At 68.9% G+C, this 16,879-nt stretch carries 16 protein-coding genes and 1 tRNA gene; 5 read left to right on the forward strand and 12 right to left on the reverse strand.

Annotated features, from left to right (window positions below; translation table 11 throughout):
* Positions 1–278: 278 nt before the first annotated feature.
* Together ACE3TL_RS12995 and ACE3TL_RS13000 are read left to right on the forward strand one after the other, a co-directional pair.
* Positions 279–368 (forward strand) — tRNA-Ser (locus ACE3TL_RS12995).
* 166 nt (positions 369–534) lie between these two features.
* Positions 535–1,317 carry a response regulator transcription factor gene (locus ACE3TL_RS13000; protein ID WP_374579108.1) on the forward strand — a complete coding sequence of 261 codons (783 nt, stop codon included), beginning with the start codon at positions 535–537 and terminating at the stop codon, positions 1,315–1,317.
* Between the two features lie 10 nt (positions 1,318–1,327).
* On the opposite strand, the gene ACE3TL_RS13005 is transcribed toward ACE3TL_RS13000, so the two are convergent.
* Both ACE3TL_RS13005 and ACE3TL_RS13010 read right to left on the reverse strand, forming a co-directional pair.
* A complete protein-coding gene (locus ACE3TL_RS13005) occupies positions 1,328–1,621 on the reverse strand; it encodes an I78 family peptidase inhibitor (protein ID WP_374579109.1) in 294 nt (97 codons plus the stop codon).
* 48 nt (positions 1,622–1,669) lie between these two features.
* On the reverse strand, positions 1,670–1,927 hold the full coding sequence (locus ACE3TL_RS13010; RefSeq protein ID WP_374579110.1) for a hypothetical protein: 258 nt from the start codon (positions 1,925–1,927) through the stop codon (positions 1,670–1,672).
* A gap of 318 nt (positions 1,928–2,245) precedes the next feature.
* Here ACE3TL_RS13010 and ACE3TL_RS13015 point away from each other — a divergent pair, with 318 nt between their 5' ends.
* Positions 2,246–3,034: a PEPxxWA-CTERM sorting domain-containing protein gene (locus ACE3TL_RS13015; protein ID WP_374579111.1), complete on the forward strand. Its 789-nt coding sequence runs from the start codon at positions 2,246–2,248 to the stop codon at positions 3,032–3,034.
* Between the two features lie 74 nt (positions 3,035–3,108).
* On the opposite strand, the gene ACE3TL_RS13020 is transcribed toward ACE3TL_RS13015, so the two are convergent.
* Both ACE3TL_RS13020 and ACE3TL_RS13025 read right to left on the reverse strand, forming a co-directional pair.
* Positions 3,109–4,380 (reverse strand): M20/M25/M40 family metallo-hydrolase, encoded by a 1,272-nt coding sequence (locus ACE3TL_RS13020; RefSeq protein ID WP_374579112.1) that lies wholly within the window; start codon positions 4,378–4,380, stop codon positions 3,109–3,111.
* 57 nt (positions 4,381–4,437) lie between these two features.
* The gene (locus ACE3TL_RS13025; RefSeq protein ID WP_374579113.1) at positions 4,438–4,974 is read right to left on the reverse strand and encodes a sigma-70 family RNA polymerase sigma factor; all 537 of its coding nucleotides are present in this window, start codon (positions 4,972–4,974) and stop codon (positions 4,438–4,440) included.
* Between the two features lie 131 nt (positions 4,975–5,105).
* On the opposite strand from ACE3TL_RS13025, the gene egtB reads away from it, so the two are divergent.
* Positions 5,106–7,322: an ergothioneine biosynthesis protein EgtB gene (gene egtB, locus ACE3TL_RS13030; RefSeq protein WP_374579114.1), complete on the forward strand. Its 2,217-nt coding sequence runs from the start codon at positions 5,106–5,108 to the stop codon at positions 7,320–7,322.
* Here egtB and ACE3TL_RS13035 read toward each other — a convergent pair.
* The 5 genes from ACE3TL_RS13035 to ACE3TL_RS13055 all read right to left on the reverse strand — a co-directional run bounded on the left by ACE3TL_RS13035 (position 7,319) and on the right by ACE3TL_RS13055 (position 12,128).
* Positions 7,319–7,585, reverse strand: coding sequence for a general stress protein (locus tag ACE3TL_RS13035; protein ID WP_374579115.1), 267 nt, complete (start codon positions 7,583–7,585; stop codon positions 7,319–7,321). The two genes, egtB and ACE3TL_RS13035, sit on opposite strands and share 4 nt — an antisense overlap.
* Positions 7,586–7,696: 111 nt before the next feature.
* Positions 7,697–9,046 (reverse strand): sensor histidine kinase, encoded by a 1,350-nt coding sequence (locus ACE3TL_RS13040; protein WP_374579116.1) that lies wholly within the window; start codon positions 9,044–9,046, stop codon positions 7,697–7,699.
* Entirely contained in the window at positions 9,043–9,798 is a 756-nt protein-coding gene (locus ACE3TL_RS13045; RefSeq protein ID WP_374579117.1) for a response regulator, read from the reverse strand. The genes ACE3TL_RS13040 and ACE3TL_RS13045 overlap by 4 nt, the downstream gene beginning before the upstream one ends.
* Positions 9,799–9,841: 43 nt before the next feature.
* The gene (locus ACE3TL_RS13050; protein ID WP_374579118.1) at positions 9,842–10,510 is read right to left on the reverse strand and encodes an MBL fold metallo-hydrolase; all 669 of its coding nucleotides are present in this window, start codon (positions 10,508–10,510) and stop codon (positions 9,842–9,844) included.
* Between the two features lie 64 nt (positions 10,511–10,574).
* Positions 10,575–12,128, reverse strand: coding sequence for an amino acid permease (locus ACE3TL_RS13055; RefSeq protein WP_374579119.1), 1,554 nt, complete (start codon positions 12,126–12,128; stop codon positions 10,575–10,577).
* Positions 12,129–12,306: 178 nt separating this feature from the next.
* Between ACE3TL_RS13055 and hrpB the strand changes: the two genes are divergently transcribed.
* A complete protein-coding gene (gene hrpB, locus ACE3TL_RS13060; protein WP_374579120.1) occupies positions 12,307–14,742 on the forward strand; it encodes an ATP-dependent helicase HrpB in 2,436 nt (811 codons plus the stop codon).
* Here hrpB and ACE3TL_RS13065 read toward each other — a convergent pair.
* From ACE3TL_RS13065 to ACE3TL_RS13075, 3 genes are read right to left on the reverse strand one after another with little or no spacing between them, the layout of a single operon-like run.
* Positions 14,739–15,524, reverse strand: coding sequence for a TrmH family RNA methyltransferase (locus ACE3TL_RS13065; RefSeq protein ID WP_374579121.1), 786 nt, complete (start codon positions 15,522–15,524; stop codon positions 14,739–14,741). The genes hrpB and ACE3TL_RS13065 overlap by 4 nt on opposite strands.
* Positions 15,521–16,426, reverse strand: coding sequence for a class I SAM-dependent methyltransferase (locus ACE3TL_RS13070; protein WP_374579122.1), 906 nt, complete (start codon positions 16,424–16,426; stop codon positions 15,521–15,523). The genes ACE3TL_RS13065 and ACE3TL_RS13070 overlap by 4 nt, the downstream gene beginning before the upstream one ends.
* A 48-nt stretch (positions 16,427–16,474) precedes the next feature.
* Complete coding sequence (locus tag ACE3TL_RS13075; protein WP_374579123.1) at positions 16,475–16,696, reverse strand: hypothetical protein; 222 nt, start codon at positions 16,694–16,696, stop codon at positions 16,475–16,477.
* Between the last annotated feature and the right edge of the window lie 183 nt (positions 16,697–16,879).

Raw genomic sequence — 16,879 nt, forward strand, 5'->3', positions numbered from 1 at the left:
GAGCGCGCCGTGGATGCGGCGCGCTCCCCCGCTTTGGCCGGCGCATGAGGCGCCGGCTGCGCGCACTGGGACGATGGGCTCGTTTTGGTGCGCGAGTGTGTCTCGAGGCTATAGGAAGCAAGTCGCGTGCCGGTTCAACCGGCCCGGCGCGGGCCGTTCAGGCAGGCGGGCTTCGCGGCGGCGTTCTTTTTTCGGCGCCCCGTTGCTCCGGCGGGCCTGTTTCGGCTATGGAGTGCGACCCGATTTGGACCGCAGCTTCGGCGGCGGCGCGATCGGATGGTGACGTGGCCGAGTGGCTGAAGGCAACGGTTTGCTAAATCGTCATACTCGAAAGGGTATCGAGGGTTCGAATCCCTCCGTCACCGCCACTATTTCCCAATAAAATCAATCGACCCTGGTCTTGCGTGGACGATTTTACGCAGGGGCGCGTCCATCTTGGCCGTTTCGACTTTTGGACCGGATGTGCGGCGCGACTGAGTATTCCACCCGGCCGCGCTTACCGCAAATTAAGGCGCAGGCCTAAAGACCGGCGGCGTGCTGACAGACCAACGCCAAGACGACGTCCATCGACTGTGGGATGAACTGGCCGACTTCGAGGTCGGCCGAGCCGATGTCGCCCTCCAGCATCTCATGCAGCGCCTGTGCGACATGGTCGGCGCCTGGAACGCTACCTGGGGCGGCGCTATCCGCCTGGGCGACGGGAGCGAGGGCGAAGACCCTCTGCGGGGCTGGCGCGTCGCCGTGACGCGATTGCTCCATCCCATCGAGGCGTTGCCGGAGGAGGGGCCTTTCAAGGATCTTCAGCTTCGGTGGAACCGCCGCGAGATCGATCCTTCGTTCCTGCTGCCCATGCGCGCCGTGGGCGAATTTCGGACCTACGCCCTGCGGCGCGACCTGCCCGAGGCGTGGTTCGCCAGCCCGTTCTACGACGCCTATTATGGCCGCTTCGGCACACTGGACGCCGCCTGGGTCGGGTTTCCGATCAATAGCGACGCCGAATCGCACTTCGGCTTCTATTCGCGGGCGGTCCTGGCCGAAGAGGACGTCGCGCTGCTCGCCTACGCCTTGCGCGGCCTGAAGTGGTTTCACCGTCAGGTGATGTTGACCAGCGGACCGCTGATCGCCAAGGCCCCGCTGACCCCCACCGAACGCAAGGTTCTGCGCCTGTTGCTCACCAAGGCGTCGGAAAAGAACATCGCCGATCAACTCGGCCTGGCCGTCTCGACCACACATCAGCGGATCGTCGCCTTGTTCCGCAAGTTCGGCGTGCGCAGCCGCGCCGAACTGATGAGCCTGTGGCTCAGCCACCCGCTCTGACGGCGTCCGGCTATCCGCAGAAGGCGCGGACGATCTTTCCTGTGGTTGGGTCGGTTTCGATGGTCACGCGCTCCTGACGATAATCGGCGGTCGCCGCATCGCCGGGCTTGAGCTGCCGCACCAGAGTCGCGCCGGTCAGCGCCTTGGCCTCGTCGTCGCTGACCCGGTCCTTGCCGGCCAGCGCCTCGGCGCTCTCCCGGCGGCAGGTCCCGGCCGGGTCGCCCGCCTCGGCCTGTCCGGTCTGGCAGGCTGCAAGCGACAGGGCGACAAGCAGCAGAGTTCCGGCGATCGGCAGTTTGGTCATCGAGCTTACGCCCCCGTTTCCTATGGCCAAGGACGGCCGCAACCCAATTCAGGCGACGCGCCGCGTGCGCCAGACGCCGTCGCGCCCCTGGACCACACGCCAACGGCGAGCTGCGACTTCGGTTCCCCGCGCCGTGAGATAGGTTGGGACCTCGAGATCGAAATCGTTCCCGTCACGGCGCCAGGCGGCGGCGACCACGCTGCCGTCTGCGAACTCGACCTCGCCCGCGCTGCCGACTGCGCCATCCTCCTCGACCATGACGCGGCCGCCGGGAAAGGCGTGGCTATGGGGAAACACGAAGCGCATCTGAAACTAGATCCCATGCCGCCCTTGCCGCCCTCGATCGTGATGACGGCGCGCGGGTTGTGTCAACGCATCAACCCGATGTCGCGTTGCGATGGGCCGGTCCCGCCGGAGGAGGCCGATCAGCTTCACCTTGCAAGCTTGGCTAGGGATTCCTCGCCCGCGAGGCGAAAATGATTGAACGCTGGATTCTCATTATCTAGAGAGTCTCTACATTGCGGGGGCAAATTTCCGAAACATTGATTCCAACTATCGGGGTGGCGGTAGGGGTGTTTTGGCCATGTTAGCCTTCGTGTAATTCATTGGATTCGGAGTCTATACATGCGCCTCGCCGCCTTGGCCGCCGCCGCTGTTTTCTGCTTGACGTCCCTCGGTACGCCCGCCGCCGCCGGCGTATTGGTCGCTTCTGGCGATGAGTGGCAGTTGTCGACGGCGGCCTATCAGGGAGATTACGCAGCCGGCACCCAAGGTTTCGTGAAGAGTCTCGCCAATACCTTTGGCGGCGTGAATTACCTCTTCCTGACCGGTAACGGCAATGTTCCGGGCTCGCAGCTAGGTGATGCTGCCGCCCAACTGACCTCCCTCGGCAAGACGATCAGCTATTCCGATACTTTTGATGCTGCGACGGCCTCCGGTTACGACGCCGTCTTTCACTTTGGTCAGTTGATCGACCAAAACGCGCTGGCCGCCTACGTGAATGGCGGCGGGAACGCCTATATCTCACTGGGCTCGGGCTGGTACGGAAGCGCCGCGGGTGAAGCGGCGGCCTGGAACCCCATGCTCGCCACCTTTGGCCTGGTCGCCGGGGATACTTGGTTCTCCGCCCAGGGCTTCGTGCAGGCGACCGTGACCTCGGGCCCCGCCGAGGCGACATCGCTGCTGTGGGGCTATGGTCAGTCCATTGAAAAGCTGTCTCCCGGCGCCGCCAGCCAATCCTATATTCGCGGCAGCTTTGCTGGCGGGCCGTCCGACATCGGTTTGATCGGCGCCAGCGCGCCGCTGTTTAGCAGCGCCGTGCCCGAGCCTTCGACCTGGGCGATGATGCTGATCGGCTTCGCCGGATTGGGCGCCGTGCTGCGTCGGCGTCGCGCGCTGACCGCCTTCGCCTGATCCGTCCGACAGGGTCGCGAACCAACGCCTCCGGCTCCGGCCGGGGGCGTTTTTCTTTGAGCCTTGTCCCACCTTCAGTCCACGCCCGCCACCGCGAGGATGGCCGCCAGGCCGACGCTCATCCCCTTCACCCCGCCGGACTTTTCCATATCGATCCATTCGTCCAGCGAGTGGGCGCGGCCGCCCTTGCCGCCGCCGCCGATAGTGATCGCCGGCACGCCCAGGGCCATCGGCGCATTGGAGTCGGTGGAGGAGGCCTCATAGGTCGGGGCGTAGCCCAGCGCCTGGGCGGCGGTCGCCATGTAGGCGACGATGGGCGCATCCTTCGGGGTCTGGCCGGCCGGGCGGTCGCCGATCGGCTTGATCTCGACGCTGACCGCGCCGACGCGGGTGGAGCGCGTGGCGTTCTCGTGCCGGGCGGCCTGGTTCATGATCTCCTTGAAGCGCGCGTCGAGCTTGGCCAGTTCGGCGGCGTCGGCCGAACGCATGTCGTATTCGGTGAACACCTTGTTGGGGATGGCGTTGACCGAGGTCCCGCCGCCGGTGACCGAAGCCGAATAGGTCACCTTCGGGTCGGTCGGCGGCTGGATAGCGTAGAGGTCCGCCGTCGCCTTGGCCATCGCCGCCATCGGATTGACGATGCCGAACGCCCCATAGCTGTGCCCGCCAGGCCCGCTGAAGGTGACACGGTAGCGCTTCGATCCGACCCCGACATGGGTGATGGCGCCAGGGTCCAGCCCGTCGACCGAGAAGAACGCCTTGGTGCGGTCCTTGTACTTGCCCTTGCCGAAGAAGTAGCGGACGCCGCGCAGGTCGCCGGCGCCTTCCTCCCCGACCGTGCCCACGAACAGGATGTCGCTGCGGGTGCGGATCTTGGCCGCGTCCATCGCCCGGATCCAGGCCAGCAGCACGGCCAGGTTATGGGTGTCGTCGGCGACGCCCGGCGCATGCAGCTTGGTCCCCTCGCGGCGCACCTTCACGTCCGTGCCTTCTGGGAAGACCGTGTCGAGGTGGGCCGAGACCACGACGACCGGCCCGTCCTTCGTCCCCTTGCGCAGGCCCATGACATTGCCTTCGGGATCGACCTCGACCTGCGTCAGGCCGTGGGCTTCCAGCATCGCCTTGTAGGCCTTGCCGCGTTCGGCCTCCTTGAACGGCGGGGCCGGGATTTCCGTCAGGGTGACGAGGTCGGCGACCGTTCGGTCATAGTCCTTGTCCAGCGTCGCGACCGCGGTCTTGAAAGCTGAAGAGCCGATGATCTTCGCCACCTCCTCCTTCGGCGCGGCCAGGGCGGGGGCGACGGCGAGGGCGGATACGGCCGCGGCGAGAGCGAGGGTGCGGCGCATGGAATCTCCAGGGGAAATGGCGCTTTGCGGGCATATTAGCGGCCGGTCGGCGGCCGGCTAGACCCGTCCGGCCTCAGCCGGTTCGATCGCCATCACGTCGGCCGCATCCTCGGCGTCCATGATCTTCAGAAGGCGCGCCCGAGCCCGGTTGACGCGGCTCTTGATGGTGCCGAGCGCGCATCCGCAGATCTCGGCCGCCTCCTCGTAGGACAGGCCCGCGGCGCCGACCAGGATCAGCGCTTCGCGATGCTCGTCCGGCAACTGGTTCAGGGCCGTCTGCAGGGCGTGCATGGCCACGCTCCAGTCCTGGGTCGGCGGGGTGCGGACGTTCGCGGCGTATTCGCCGCTCTCGTCGCGCACCTCGCGGCGGCGGCGGATCGCCTGGGTGTAGTAGGTGTTGCGCAGGATCGTGAACAGCCAGGCTCGGAGGTTGGTGCCGAGTTCGAACTTGTCGCGGTTGGTCCAGGCCTTGATCAGCGTGTCCTGCACCAGGTCGTCGGCGTCCGAGCCGTTGTGGCAAAGGGACCATGCGAAGGCGCGAAGGGCGGGAATCATCGCCACGACGTCCTCGCGCCACTGTCCCTCACTGCTCATGGTGACCTCGATCGGCCCCAACATCGCCCTGGGGCCCGAATGCTCGCGCGGTTCCTCAACGCGCCCTTCCGGCAACCGTTCCTGCCTCGCTGGCGTTGCTCGGTCGGCGCGCACGCCGCGAGGAGAGGCCGATGACGTCCACCGATCAGGCGAAGACGAGACCCCCGGGCCTGGAGCCGGCGAGGGACGCGCCCGGCCGCTATTGGCGCGTGCGGGACGCCAGCCTTGCCCTCACCGCGCTTCTCTCGGCCGAGGACCAGCTTGCGCAGTCCATGCCCGACGCCAGTCCGGTGAAATGGCACCTGGCGCACACCACCTGGTTCTTCGAGACCTTCCTGCTGACGCCGCACCTGCCCGGTTACAAGATCTTCGACCCCGCCTTCGCCTATCTGTTCAATTCCTATTACGAGGCCCTGGGGCCCAGGCAACCGCGGCCCCAGCGCGGCCTTTTGACTCGTCCTTCGCTGGAGCGCGTGCTCGCCTACCGCGCCCATGTCGATGCGGCGATGGCCCGGCTGCTGTCGAGCGACTTTACGCTGCACGATCTTCTCGACCTCGGCCTCGCCCATGAGCAGCAGCATCAGGAGCTGATCCTGATGGACGTGCTGCATCTCTTCGCCCAATCGCCGCTGAAGCCGGCCTTCGCTCCCGCGCCGGCCTTGCCGGTGGCGCGTGATCCCGGCCCGGCCGCCGAGATCGCCTTCGACGGCGGTCTGGTCGAGATCGGACATCAGGGGCCAGGCTTCGCCTTCGACAACGAGACGCCGCGCCACCGGGTCTATCTGGAACCCTTCCGGCTGGCCGACCGGCTGGTGACCAACGCCGAGTGGCTGGCCTTCATGGCCGATGGTGGTTACGCGCGCCCCGAACTCTGGCTGTCGGAAGGCTGGGCGCGGGTCCAGGCCGAGGGCTGGAGCGCGCCGCTCTACTGGCAGGAAGGGCCGGGTGGCTGGCTCGCCATGACCCTGCAGGGCCTGCGCGCGCTCGCCCCGCACGCGCCGGTGACTCATGTCAGTTATTACGAGGCCGACGCCTATGCGACCTGGGCCGGCGCACGCCTGCCGACGGAATCTGAATGGGAACACGCCGCGGGCGGCGCTTCCACTGAAGGCAATTTCGTGGAACGCGGCCAGTTCGGGCCGGCCGCCGCCGGCGGCTCGGCCGGTCTTCGCCAGATGTTCGGCGACGTCTGGGAGTGGACCCGCAGCCCCTACGGACCCTATCCGGGCTTCCAGCCGGCGCCCGGCGCCATCGGCGAGTACAACGGCAAGTTCATGATCGGGCAGATGGTGCTGCGCGGCGGCTGCTGTGCGACGCCGGAGGGCCACGTGCGCCCGACCTATCGCAACTTCTTCTACCCCCACCAGCGCTGGATGTTCTCCGGCGTCCGCCTGGCCTGGGACGGCCCACCCGAACCGGCGAAGGAACATGACGGTGAAACGGCCTGCGAGGTCGTGCGCGGCCTGTCGCGCCCGCAAAAGGAGCTGCCCGCCAAGCTGCTCTACGACGCGGCCGGCTCCGACCTCTTCGAACGGATCACCGAGCTGCCGGAATACTATCCCACTCGGACGGAACTGGCCCTGATGACGCGCGAGGCCCCGGCCATGGCGCAGGCCATCCCCGAGGGGGCGGCGCTGGTCGAGTTCGGCAGCGGGGCCAGCACCAAGACGCGCCTGTTGCTGGATGCCGCGCCCCAGGTCGGCGTCTATGTCCCCATCGACATCAGCGGCAGCGCCCTGGCCGCTGCGGCGGACGCGATCGCCCGGGACTATCCGAAGCTGACGGTCGCCCCACTGGTCGAGGATTTCACCCGCGCGCTCTCGCTGCCGCCGCAGGTCGGAGAGCGTCCCCGCGTGGGCTTCTTCCCAGGCTCGACCATCGGCAACTTCCGTCCGGCGGAGGTGGTCGCCTTCCTGTCAGGCGCGCGCCGGCTGCTGGACGAGGGCGCGCGTTTCCTGATCGGTCTCGACCTAGTGAAGGACGCAGAGATACTGACTGCCGCCTATGACGACGCCCAGGGCGTCACCGCCGCGTTCAACCTGAACCTGTTGGCGCGGATCAATCGGGAATTGGACGGGGATTTCGACCTCACGGCGTTCCGCCACCGCGCGGTCTGGAATGCGCAGGAAAGCCGGATCGAGATGCATCTGGTCAGTATAAAGGACCAGTTCGCCCGCGCGGCCGGACGCCTTTTCCGCTTCGCGGCGGGCGAGACGATCCACACCGAGAACTCCTACAAGTTCACCCTGGAAGGCTTCGAGGCCCTGGCGCGCGAAGCCGGGTGGCGGCTGGAGCGGAGCTGGACCAGCTCCGCGCCGAGCTTCGCGGTCGTCCTTCTGACGACCTAGCTTTCGAGCCGCTCTCCGCGGTTGCGGCCGCCGCCGCGCGAGGACTCGCCGCCCTTGCGTCCGGCCGAGGCGGCCAGGTCGCGGTCCTTGGCGAAGCTGCGTTTCTCGCCGGGCACGCTGGCGCCGCCCTTGCGGGCGATCTCGCGGCGGCGTTCTGGGTTCATGGCGGCGAAACCGCGACGGGACTTCGGCTTGGCGTTCGTATCAAGATCCATGAGCGGCTCCTCTGGGCGTCGACCGATGGGGGAGGCCGGTCGACGCATCACTTTCCCTACGGTCAAGCAAACTCGCCAAGGGCGAAGGAGGTTGCGCGCAAAGTGCGATCTTCCCCTGCGACCTTTCGCGCCACGGGGGAACAGAGCAGTCCAGGGGCCTCAGATCGGCAGTTGCACCCGTGCGGTGAGCCCGCCGCCGGGGCGGTTGACCAGCACGGCGTCCCCGCCGTGCGAGCGTGCGACCGACCGCACGACGGCGAGCCCCAGACCGATGCCGCCGGTCTGGCGGCTGCGCGACGGCTCTCGCCGATAGAAGGGTTCGAAGACCCGCTCGGCCTCGTCCTCGGGGATGCCGGGGCCGTCGTCGTCGATCTCGACGATGGCGTTGGAGCCCTCGCGATGAACCCGCGCCCGCGCCCGTCCGCCGAACTTCACCGCGTTCTCCAGCAGGTTGTCGATCAGCCGCCGCAGGGCCAGCGGATCGCCCTCCACCACCACCTTCTCGCCGCGCTCGACCTCGATATCGACCCCCGTCTCGGCCATCTCGTCGCAAACGCTTTCCAGCAGCGAGGAAAGCTCCAGCGGCGTGCGCTCGCCCGGCCGGCTGGTGTCGCGCACGAAGGTGAGGGCCGCGGAGATCATCTCCTCCATCTGGTCGATGTCGGCGGCCATCTTCACCCGCACGTCGTCGGGCACGGTCTCGATGCGGAAGCGCAGCCGCGTCAGCGGCGTGCGCAGATCGTGGGCGATGGCGCCCATCATCGCCGTGCGATCCTCGACATAGCGGCGCAGGCGCACCTGCATGTCGTTGAAGGCCTGGGCCGCGCCCTTGATCTCCGAGGGGCCGGCCAGTTGCACCGGCGGGGCGCGCGGGTCGCGGCCCAGGCGCTCGGCCGCCTCGGTGAAGACGCGCATCGGCGCCGACAGCCGGCGCGCGAACAGCAAGGCGATCGGCGCCATGGCCAGCGCCGTCAGCACGAACAGCAGGATGATCCGCTGCTGCCAGGGGTCGAGGCCGATCTGCCGCTGGGGCGAGGCCACGCGCCACTGGCCGTCCGCCTGTTTCACCGCCACCTGGAACGGCGCGATCAGGAAATGCTCTTCCCGCTCGCCGCCGTCGCGGGCGATGCGGTCGCGGATCACCTTGAACACCCGCCGGTCGGAAATTGGGAAACGCTCGGGCGCGGAGATGACCACGTCGGCGGCCGGAACCCCCAGGTCCTGGGCGAGCTGCTTGCGGATCACCGCGGTCATGCGGCCGTCCGAGACCATGGGCGGGGGCGCTGCGACCGCCCGGATCACCAGGGGGGAGCGTTCGGTGAAGGCCGGGGGACGGCCGCTCAGGGCCTGGGCGATCTCCGTCAGGCGATAGAAGTCCGGCGCAGGCGGCGGCAGGTTGAACAGCAGGACCAGGCTGATCGCCTGTGCGGCCACCAGGCTGAGGGTGATCATCGCCAGCAGCTGCCCGAACAGCGAGGCTGTCGGCTGCCCCGCCCAGCGCTTGCTCATGTGCGCTTCACCTTGGCGGTGAACATGTAGCCTTCGTTGCGGATCGTGCGGATCAGGTCCTGGCCGCCGCCGCCGTCGTCCAGCTTGCGCCGCAGCCGGCTGATCTGGACGTCGATGGCCCGGTCGAAGGCGTCGGAATCGGGGCCGCGCGCGAACTCCAGGAGCTGGTCGCGGGTCAGCACCCGCTGCGGACGCTCGACGAAGGCGCGCAGCAGCGAGAACTCGCCCGACGAGAGGTTCACCACCACGCCCTGCGGCGAGCGCAGTTCGCGCCGCACCAGGTCCAGGCGCCAGCCGGCGAACTCGCAGCCGGCGCTGACCGCGCCCGGCTGGCCGCGCTGTTCGGCGCGGCGCAGCACCGCGCGCACCCGCGCCAGCAGTTCGCGGGGGTTGCAGGGCTTGGCCAGATAGTCGTCCGCGCCCATTTCCAGGCCGACGATGCGGTCGGTGTCCTCGCCCATGGCCGACAGCATGATGATCGGCGGGGAGGGGGCGACCGCCAGGCGCCGGCAGATGGCCAGCCCGTCCTCGCCCGGCAGCATGACGTCGAGCACGATCAGGTCGACCGGCCCGCGTTCCAGCTCCTGCTCCATCTCGGCCGCATCGCCTGCGGTGACGACCTGGTAGCCGTGGCGGCCCAGGAAGTCGGAGACCACGTCGCGGATGCCCGGGTCGTCATCGACCATCAGGATGCGCGCGCCGGCCTGACCGGGCGCGACGGACGTATCGAGGCGCGTTTCCATCCTGGTCATCTTACCCGCCTGCGTAACGCGCAGATTTCACGGCTGAAAGGCGTTATGCGCCGGCCAGGACCTGGTCGGCGACGAACGGGTTGGTCTTGCGCTCCTGCCCGAAGGTCGACATCGGGCCGTGGCCGGGCACGAAGCTCACGTCTTCGCCGAGCGGCCAGAGCTTGCCGGTGATCGACGAAATCAGTTGATTGTAATCGCCTTTCGGGAAGTCCGTGCGGCCGATGGAGCCTTGAAACAGCACGTCCCCGACCTGGGCGAAACGCGCCTGCCGGTGGAAGAACACCACATGGCCGGGGGTGTGACCGGGGGTGTGGAACACCTCGAACGCCGTTTCGCCCAGCGACACCGTGTCGCCGTCGGCCAGCCAGCGGTCGGGCGTGAACGAGCGAGCCTCCGGCATGCCCCATTTCGCGCCCGAGGCGGTGATCTCGTCGATCCAGAACGCATCGTCCGGGTGCGGGCCTTCGATCGGGCAGCCGGTGGCTTCCTGCAACGCCGCCGCGCCGCCGGCATGGTCCAGGTGGCCGTGGGTGATCCAGATCTTCTCGAGCGTCAGCTTGTAGGCCTTCAGCGCCTCCAGCAGGCGCGGAACCTCGCCGCCGGGATCGATGATCGCCGCCTTCTGCGTCCGGACGCACCAGACGATGGTGCAGTTCTGCTGAAGCGGCGTGACCGGCGCCAGCACGGCGCGGATAGGGGCTTGGACTTGCATGGCCCTAACATCGGGCTTGCGCGCCGATAAGAAAAGGCCCGGGCGAACCCGGGCCTTTTCAGATCTAGCGCCTGTCGCCCGGCGCCGGGGCGTCCGGCATGGGCGGGACGGCGGTGGGCGGCGCGTCCGGCGACAGTTCCGGCACCTCGACCAGGCCGCGGGCGACGTGGCTCTTGCGGTAGCCGTAGAGGAAATAGAACACCAGCCCGATCACCGACCACACCGGGAAGACCAGCTTGGCCGCCGGCGGCAGGAAGAAGAACAGGGTGATGCAGCCGGCGATGGCCAGCGGCGCGACGATGAAGACCAGCGGGGTCTTGAACGGCCGCCGGCGGTTCGGCTCGGTCTTGCGGAGCATCATCACCGCCAGCGCGACCATCAGGAACGCGAACAGCGTGCCCGAGTTGGAGATGTCGGCCAGTTGCCCCACCGGGAAGAAGGCCGCCGCCACCGCCACGACGCAGCCGGTCACCATGGTGACGATGTGCGGCGTCTTGAAGCGCGGATGGATCTTGCTGAACACCTCGGGCAGCAGGCCGTCGCGCGACATCACGAAGAAGATGCGCGTCTGGCCGTAGATCATCATCAGGATGACCGAGGGCAGGGCGAGGCCCGCCGCAAGGCCGAGCAGGTTGCCCACCACCGGATGGCCGATCTGGCGCATCACGTGGGCCAGGGCCTCGCGCGAGCAGACCAGCGGGGTGTCGGCGGCCTGCGACAGAGCCGCGCAGCGCGCCGCCAGTTGGGGCGAGCCGGTGGCCAGGTGTTCGCCGTTCAGGCCCATGACCGGCTGGGCGCCATAGGCGCCGATCGCCCCGGCGGCGACCAGCATGTAGAAGATGGTGCAGATGGCCAGCGAGCCGATCAGGCCGATGGGGACGTTGCGCTGTGGATTGCGCGTCTCCTCCGCGGCGGTCGAGACTGCGTCGAACCCGACATAGGCGAAGAAGATCGACGCGGCTGCGGCGATCACCCCCGAACTGCCCAGCGGCGCGAACGGCCGGAAGTGCGCATCGTCGATGAGCGGAACCGAAAGGACGACGAAGGCGGTCAGGGCGGCGACCTTGATGGCCACCAGCACCGCATTGACGGTGGCGCTCTCGGTGGTGCCGATCACCAGCAGGCCGGTGACCGCCGCGGCGATCACGATCGCCGGCAGGTTCACGATGCCGCCGGCATGGGGCCCGTTCGCCAGTTCGAAGGGTATGACTATGCCCAGTGAGTGGTCGAGCAGGCCGACCACATAGCCGGACCAGCCCACCGCCACGGCGCTGGCGGCCACCGCGTATTCGAGGATCAGCGCCCATCCCACCAGCCAGGCGACGAATTCGCCAAGCACGGCGTAGGAATAGGTGTAGGCCGAGCCCGACACCGGGGCCATGGCGGCCAGTTCGGAATAGCAGAGCGCGGCGACGGCGCAGACGAATCCGGCGATCACGAAGGAAAGCAGCATCCCCGGACCTGCCTTCTGCGCCGCCTCTGCGGTCAGAACGAAGATTCCGGTGCCGATGATGCCGCCGATGCCGAGCAGGGTGAGCTGTATGGGCCCTAGCGACCGGTGCAGTGATTTCTTTTCTGCGGTCGCCAGGATCGCGTCGAGCGATTTAACTCGCCACATATTTCCTCCTGGAGAATCCCGGCGACCCCCCGCCGCACGGGCTGATTTGACGTTACGTGGCCTCTTCGTCGGCGTACGGTCAAGCGGCAAGCGCGCCGCGGGCCGCGACGGCCAGGCCGGCGCCTGCAAGATGGGCGCGCGGCTTGGCCAGCGAGGCGGGCGCGGCTAGACCGGCTCCATGCTTCCCGTCGAGGACATCCTTCCCGCGCTTGGCGCTGCGCTGGAGGCGCGTAGCAGCGCCGTGCTGGTCGCCCCGCCGGGCGCGGGCAAGACTACGCTTGTTCCCTTGCGCCTGCTGGGCGCGCCCTGGCTGGGGCGTGGCAAGATCGTCATGCTGGAGCCGCGGCGGCTGGCCGCGCGCGCGGCGGCCCAGCGCATGGCTCAGACGCTGGGGGAGAAGGTCGGCGAGACCGTCGGCTATCGCGTGCGCCTGCAATCGAAGGTCTCGGCCCGCACCCGGATCGAGGTGGTGACCGAAGGCGTCTTCACGCGGATGATCCTGGCCGACCCCAGCCTGGAGGGCGTCGGCGCGGTCATTTTCGACGAGTTCCACGAGCGCAGCCTCGATGCGGACCTTGGCCTCGCCCTGGCGCGCGACGCGCAAGGGCTGCTGCGCGAGGACCTGCGCATCCTGGTCATGTCGGCGACCCTGGACGGCGCGGCTGTCGCCCGCCTGCTGGACGATGCACCGGTCGTCGAGAGCCAGGGGCGCGCCTATCGCGTCGACACCCGCTATCTCGGGCGTGACGAGCGCCTGCGCCTGGAGGACCAGGCGGCGCGGGCCGTGGAGCGCGCGCTGGCCGAGGAGAGTGGCGGCGTCCTGGTCTTCCTGCCCGGCCAGGGCGAGATCCTGCGGACCGCCGAGCGCCTGAACGAGCGTCTGGGTCGCTCCGACGTAATCGTGGCTCCGCTCTATGGCGCGCTGGACCCGGCCCAGCAGGACGCGGCGATCGCCCCAGCCGCGCCGGGAACGCGCAAGGTGGTCCTGGCGACCTCTATCGCCGAGACCAGCCTGACCATCGAGGGCGTCCGCGTGGTCGTCGACTGCGGCCTGGCGCGCGTGCCTCGCTTCGATCCGGCCAGCGGCCTGACCCGTCTGGCCACGGTCCGCGTCAGCCGCGCCGCAGCCGACCAGCGCCGCGGCCGGGCGGGGCGGACCGAGCCGGGCGTCGCCTACCGGCTCTGGGACGAGGCCGAGACCAGCGCCTTGCCGGCTTTCGCCGATCCTGAAATCCTCGACGCCGACCTGACGGGCCTGGCGCTCGACCTGGCCCGCTGGGGCGCGCGCGATCCGGCGGACCTGGCCTTTCTGGATCCGCCGCCAACGGCCGCCTTCACCGAGGCGCGGACCTTGCTGCGCCGCCTGGAGGCGCTGACCGACGACGGGGTGCTGACCGCGCACGGCGAAGCGCTCAGCGAGTTCCCGCTCGCCCCGCGGCTGGCCCATATGGTGCTGAAGGCCGGCGAGACCGGGCAGGCCGCCCGCGCAGCCCTGATCGCCGCCCTGGTCAGCGAGCGCGGGCTTGGCGGACGCGACGCCGACCTGCGCCACCGGCTGGAGAGCCTGCTCAAGGACCGTTCGCCCCGGGCGCGCGATGCGAAGGTCCTGGCCGAGCGCTGGGCCAGGCTCGCCGGGCGGGCGGGATCTGGCGAGGCGCTGGATGACGGCCTGCTGCTGGCCTTCGCCTATCCCGAGCGGATCGCCAAGGCGCGCGGCGGCCGCGGTGAATTCCAACTGGTCAGCGGCCGCGGCGCCTTCGTCGAGCCGACCGACGCCCTGGCGCGCGAGCGCTGGCTGGCCGTCGCCGAGATGGGCGGGGGCGAGCGCCGCGACCGCATCCTGCTGGCCGCCCCGCTGGAGGAGGCCGAACTGGTCGCCGCCTTCGCCGGTCAGATGGAGACCGACTACCGGCTCGAAGAAAGCGGTGGCGGCAAGCTGCGCGCCAAGCGCCTCACCCGGCTCGGCCGCCTGACCGTCCGCGAGGAGATCGACGAGACGCCGGACCCGGCGGTGATCGCCGCGGCCCTGGCCGAGCGCGTACGGACCGAGGGCCTGGGCAAGCTGCCCTGGGGCGAGGCCATCGCCTCGTTCCGCCAGCGCGTCATGTTTCTGCAAGGCCGGGGCGAAAACCTGCCGGATATTTCCGATTTCGGCCTCTTGCAGCGCCTTGACGATTGGCTCGCGCCGCTGCTCGTCGGCCTACGCTCCCTGGCCGCCCTGAAGCCCGACGCGCTGGACGGCGCGGTCCGCAGCCTCATCCCCTGGGACCAGCAGAGGCGGGTCGAGGCCCTGGCCCCCGCGCGCTGGACCGCGCCCACCGGCAACAGCTTCGCCATCGACTACGCGGCCGAGGGCGGGCCGCGGGTCGACGTGCGCGTGCAGGAGGTGTTCGGCCTCTCCGAGCATCCCACCGTGGGTGGGGTTCCCCTGACGCTTTCCCTGCTCTCGCCGGCGCACCGGCCGATCCAGACCACCAAGGACTTGCCGGGGTTCTGGAAGGGCTCGTGGAAGGATGTGCGCTCGGACATGCGCGGCCGCTATCCCAAGCACGTCTGGCCCGAGGACCCGGCGAGCGCGGCCCCTACGACCCGCGCCAAGCCCCGCGGGACCTAAGTCGCGGCGTAGATCATGATCCCCGTCGCCACCGACAGGTTCAGGCTGTCGGCGCGGCCGCGCATGGGAATCTTGACGTTGACGTCGCAGAGGGCGGCCATGTCGGGCGTCAGGCCCTGTTGCTCGTTGCCCATCAGGATGAGGGCGGGCCTCTCGTAGACGGCCTGGCGGTGATCGACCTCCGCGGTGAGCAGGGTGCCGACCACCGAGCCGGGCCAGTCCGAGCGCCAGCCGGCGAATTCGGCCTCGCTGGCCTTGACGATCGGAACCGCGAAGATCGAGCCCATGGTGGCGCGCACGGCCTCGACCGAGAACGGGTCGCAGCACTCGCCGACCAGGATCACTGCGCCGCAGCCGGCCGCGTCGGCGGTGCGCACGATGGTCCCCAGGTTGCCGGGATCTCGCACGCGATGCAGGGCGACGAAACAGGCCGCCGCCGCCGGATCGAGCGCCGACAGCGACGTATAGGCCTGGGCGAAGACGGCCACCACGGCCTGCGGGTTGTCGCGCCGCGAGACCTTGGCGAGAATGTCCTGGGTGACCTCGATCACCTCGCCCTTGGCGGCGAGCGTCGCCTGGATCGCGCGCTTCAGCAGCGGATGGCCCTCGGCGTCCTTGCCGTACATCAGGATGCGCGGCGCGCGGCCCAGTTCGACGGCCTCGGTGACGATCTTCAGGCCCTCGGCGACGAACAGCCCCGACTGATCGCGCTCCTTGCGCAGATGCAGGCCGCGAACGGCCTTGACCGTGGGGTTGGTCAGGGAGGTGACGACCCGGCTCATGCCGACCACCGACCGTAGAACGACATGCCGATCTGGCGGTCGGCGGCCTCCTCCACCAGGGTCAGTTCGCCCCAGTCGATCACCCCGGGGCGGCCCGGCAACTTTGACAGCATGAGCGAGGAAAGCGCTGCGCCGGAGATGCGCTCGGCATAGGCGTTGAGCAGCATGAAGGAAGCATTTTCCGAGAGAAGTTCAGCGCATAGGGCCGAAAGCTCAGGCAGATGCTCGAACAGCCGCCAGACCTCACCGTCCGGGCCGCGACCGTATTTCGGCGGGTCGAGGATGATCCCGTCATAGCGCGAGCCGCGGCGGACCTCGCGCTGGACGTAGCGGCGGGCGTCCTCGCAGATCCAGCGGATGGGGCGATCCTCCAGTTCCGACAGGGCCGCGTTCTCCCGCGCCCAGCCCACCGCCTTCTTGGAGGCGTCGACATGTGTCACATGCGCGCCGGCCGCGGCGCAGACCAGGCTGGCGACGCCGGTATAGCCAAACAGGTTGAGGATACGCGGCTGGCCATGGCGAAAGGCGCGCACCCGCTCGTCCAGCCAGGCCCAGTTGGCGGCCTGCTCGGGAAAGAAGGCCAGGTGGCGGAAGGCGGTGAAGCGCGAGTGGAACCGCACCTGGCCCCAGGCCATGGGCCAGCTTTCCTTGGGCTTACCGCGGAAACGCCACTTGCCGGCGTCCTCGTCGTCGCTGGGATCGAACACCGCGTCGGCCTTGGCCCAGGCCTCCTCCGGCAGCCGCGGCGCCCACATGGCCTGTGGCTCGGGGCGAACGACCGCGTAGGGGCCGTAGCGTTCCAGCTTACGGCCGCCGCCGCTGTCGAGCAGGGCGTAGTCCGACCAGCCGGTCGTGCGCATCACGCCGGGAAGCTCGGCGACGAAGGGAGCGGGGCTTGCCATCGGCACGCCAGTAGCCGCAACGCCGGGGCAAGGTCCAGCCCTGGAGGGTCAGCGCCCCTGGAGCGCGGCCTCGGTGCCCTCGATCTCCTCGCGGATCCAGTCATGGCCGTTGGCCGAGAGCACGCCGTCGAGGGCGGCCATGTGGATGGCAAGGCGCTCGCGGATCTCGGGGTCCACATCGTCTCGGCCAGACATCCATTTCGCGACGAGATGGAGGCCGAAAGCGCTGTGTAGGGCCAGGCGTTGCAGTTGGTCTTCAGGCAGTCTCATAGCCGCTCCGCTCGATAGGACGAGCGCCCGCACCTGGCGGACGCTACGGTCAAGGTCACGCGAGGAGAACGCACCATACACGAAAAGGCGGCGCCTTAGTCGCGGATTCGGCTGGCCTTTCATCCGTTGCAGACTTGCAACCGAAGCTGTTTTGGTCTCCGCTTGTTACAGGATGGACTCGGA

This window comes from Phenylobacterium sp. (genome assembly GCF_041920015.1).
Lineage (GTDB): Bacteria > Pseudomonadota > Alphaproteobacteria > Caulobacterales > Caulobacteraceae > Phenylobacterium.

Bases quoted from the DNA above. Each gene is read 5' to 3' on its own strand.
- ACE3TL_RS13005 (WP_374579109.1), bottom strand. From the start codon at position 1,621: ATGACCAAACTGCCGATCGCCGGAACTCTGCTGCTTGTCGCCCTGTCG.
- ACE3TL_RS13010 (WP_374579110.1), bottom strand. From the start codon at position 1,927: ATGCGCTTCGTGTTTCCCCATAGCCACGCCTTTCCCGGCGGCCGCGTC.
- ACE3TL_RS13015 (WP_374579111.1), top strand. From the start codon at position 2,246: ATGCGCCTCGCCGCCTTGGCCGCCGCCGCTGTTTTCTGCTTGACGTCC.
- ACE3TL_RS13020 (WP_374579112.1), bottom strand. From the start codon at position 4,380: ATGCGCCGCACCCTCGCTCTCGCCGCGGCCGTATCCGCCCTCGCCGTC.
- ACE3TL_RS13025 (WP_374579113.1), bottom strand. From the start codon at position 4,974: ATGAGCAGTGAGGGACAGTGGCGCGAGGACGTCGTGGCGATGATTCCC.
- egtB (WP_374579114.1), top strand. From the start codon at position 5,106: ATGACGTCCACCGATCAGGCGAAGACGAGACCCCCGGGCCTGGAGCCG.
- ACE3TL_RS13035 (WP_374579115.1), bottom strand. From the start codon at position 7,585: ATGCGTCGACCGGCCTCCCCCATCGGTCGACGCCCAGAGGAGCCGCTC.
- ACE3TL_RS13040 (WP_374579116.1), bottom strand. From the start codon at position 9,046: ATGAGCAAGCGCTGGGCGGGGCAGCCGACAGCCTCGCTGTTCGGGCAG.
- ACE3TL_RS13045 (WP_374579117.1), bottom strand. From the start codon at position 9,798: ATGACCAGGATGGAAACGCGCCTCGATACGTCCGTCGCGCCCGGTCAG.
- ACE3TL_RS13050 (WP_374579118.1), bottom strand. From the start codon at position 10,510: ATGCAAGTCCAAGCCCCTATCCGCGCCGTGCTGGCGCCGGTCACGCCG.
- ACE3TL_RS13055 (WP_374579119.1), bottom strand. From the start codon at position 12,128: ATGTGGCGAGTTAAATCGCTCGACGCGATCCTGGCGACCGCAGAAAAG.
- hrpB (WP_374579120.1), top strand. From the start codon at position 12,307: ATGCTTCCCGTCGAGGACATCCTTCCCGCGCTTGGCGCTGCGCTGGAG.
- ACE3TL_RS13065 (WP_374579121.1), bottom strand. From the start codon at position 15,524: ATGAGCCGGGTCGTCACCTCCCTGACCAACCCCACGGTCAAGGCCGTT.
- ACE3TL_RS13070 (WP_374579122.1), bottom strand. From the start codon at position 16,426: ATGGCAAGCCCCGCTCCCTTCGTCGCCGAGCTTCCCGGCGTGATGCGC.
- ACE3TL_RS13075 (WP_374579123.1), bottom strand. From the start codon at position 16,696: ATGAGACTGCCTGAAGACCAACTGCAACGCCTGGCCCTACACAGCGCT.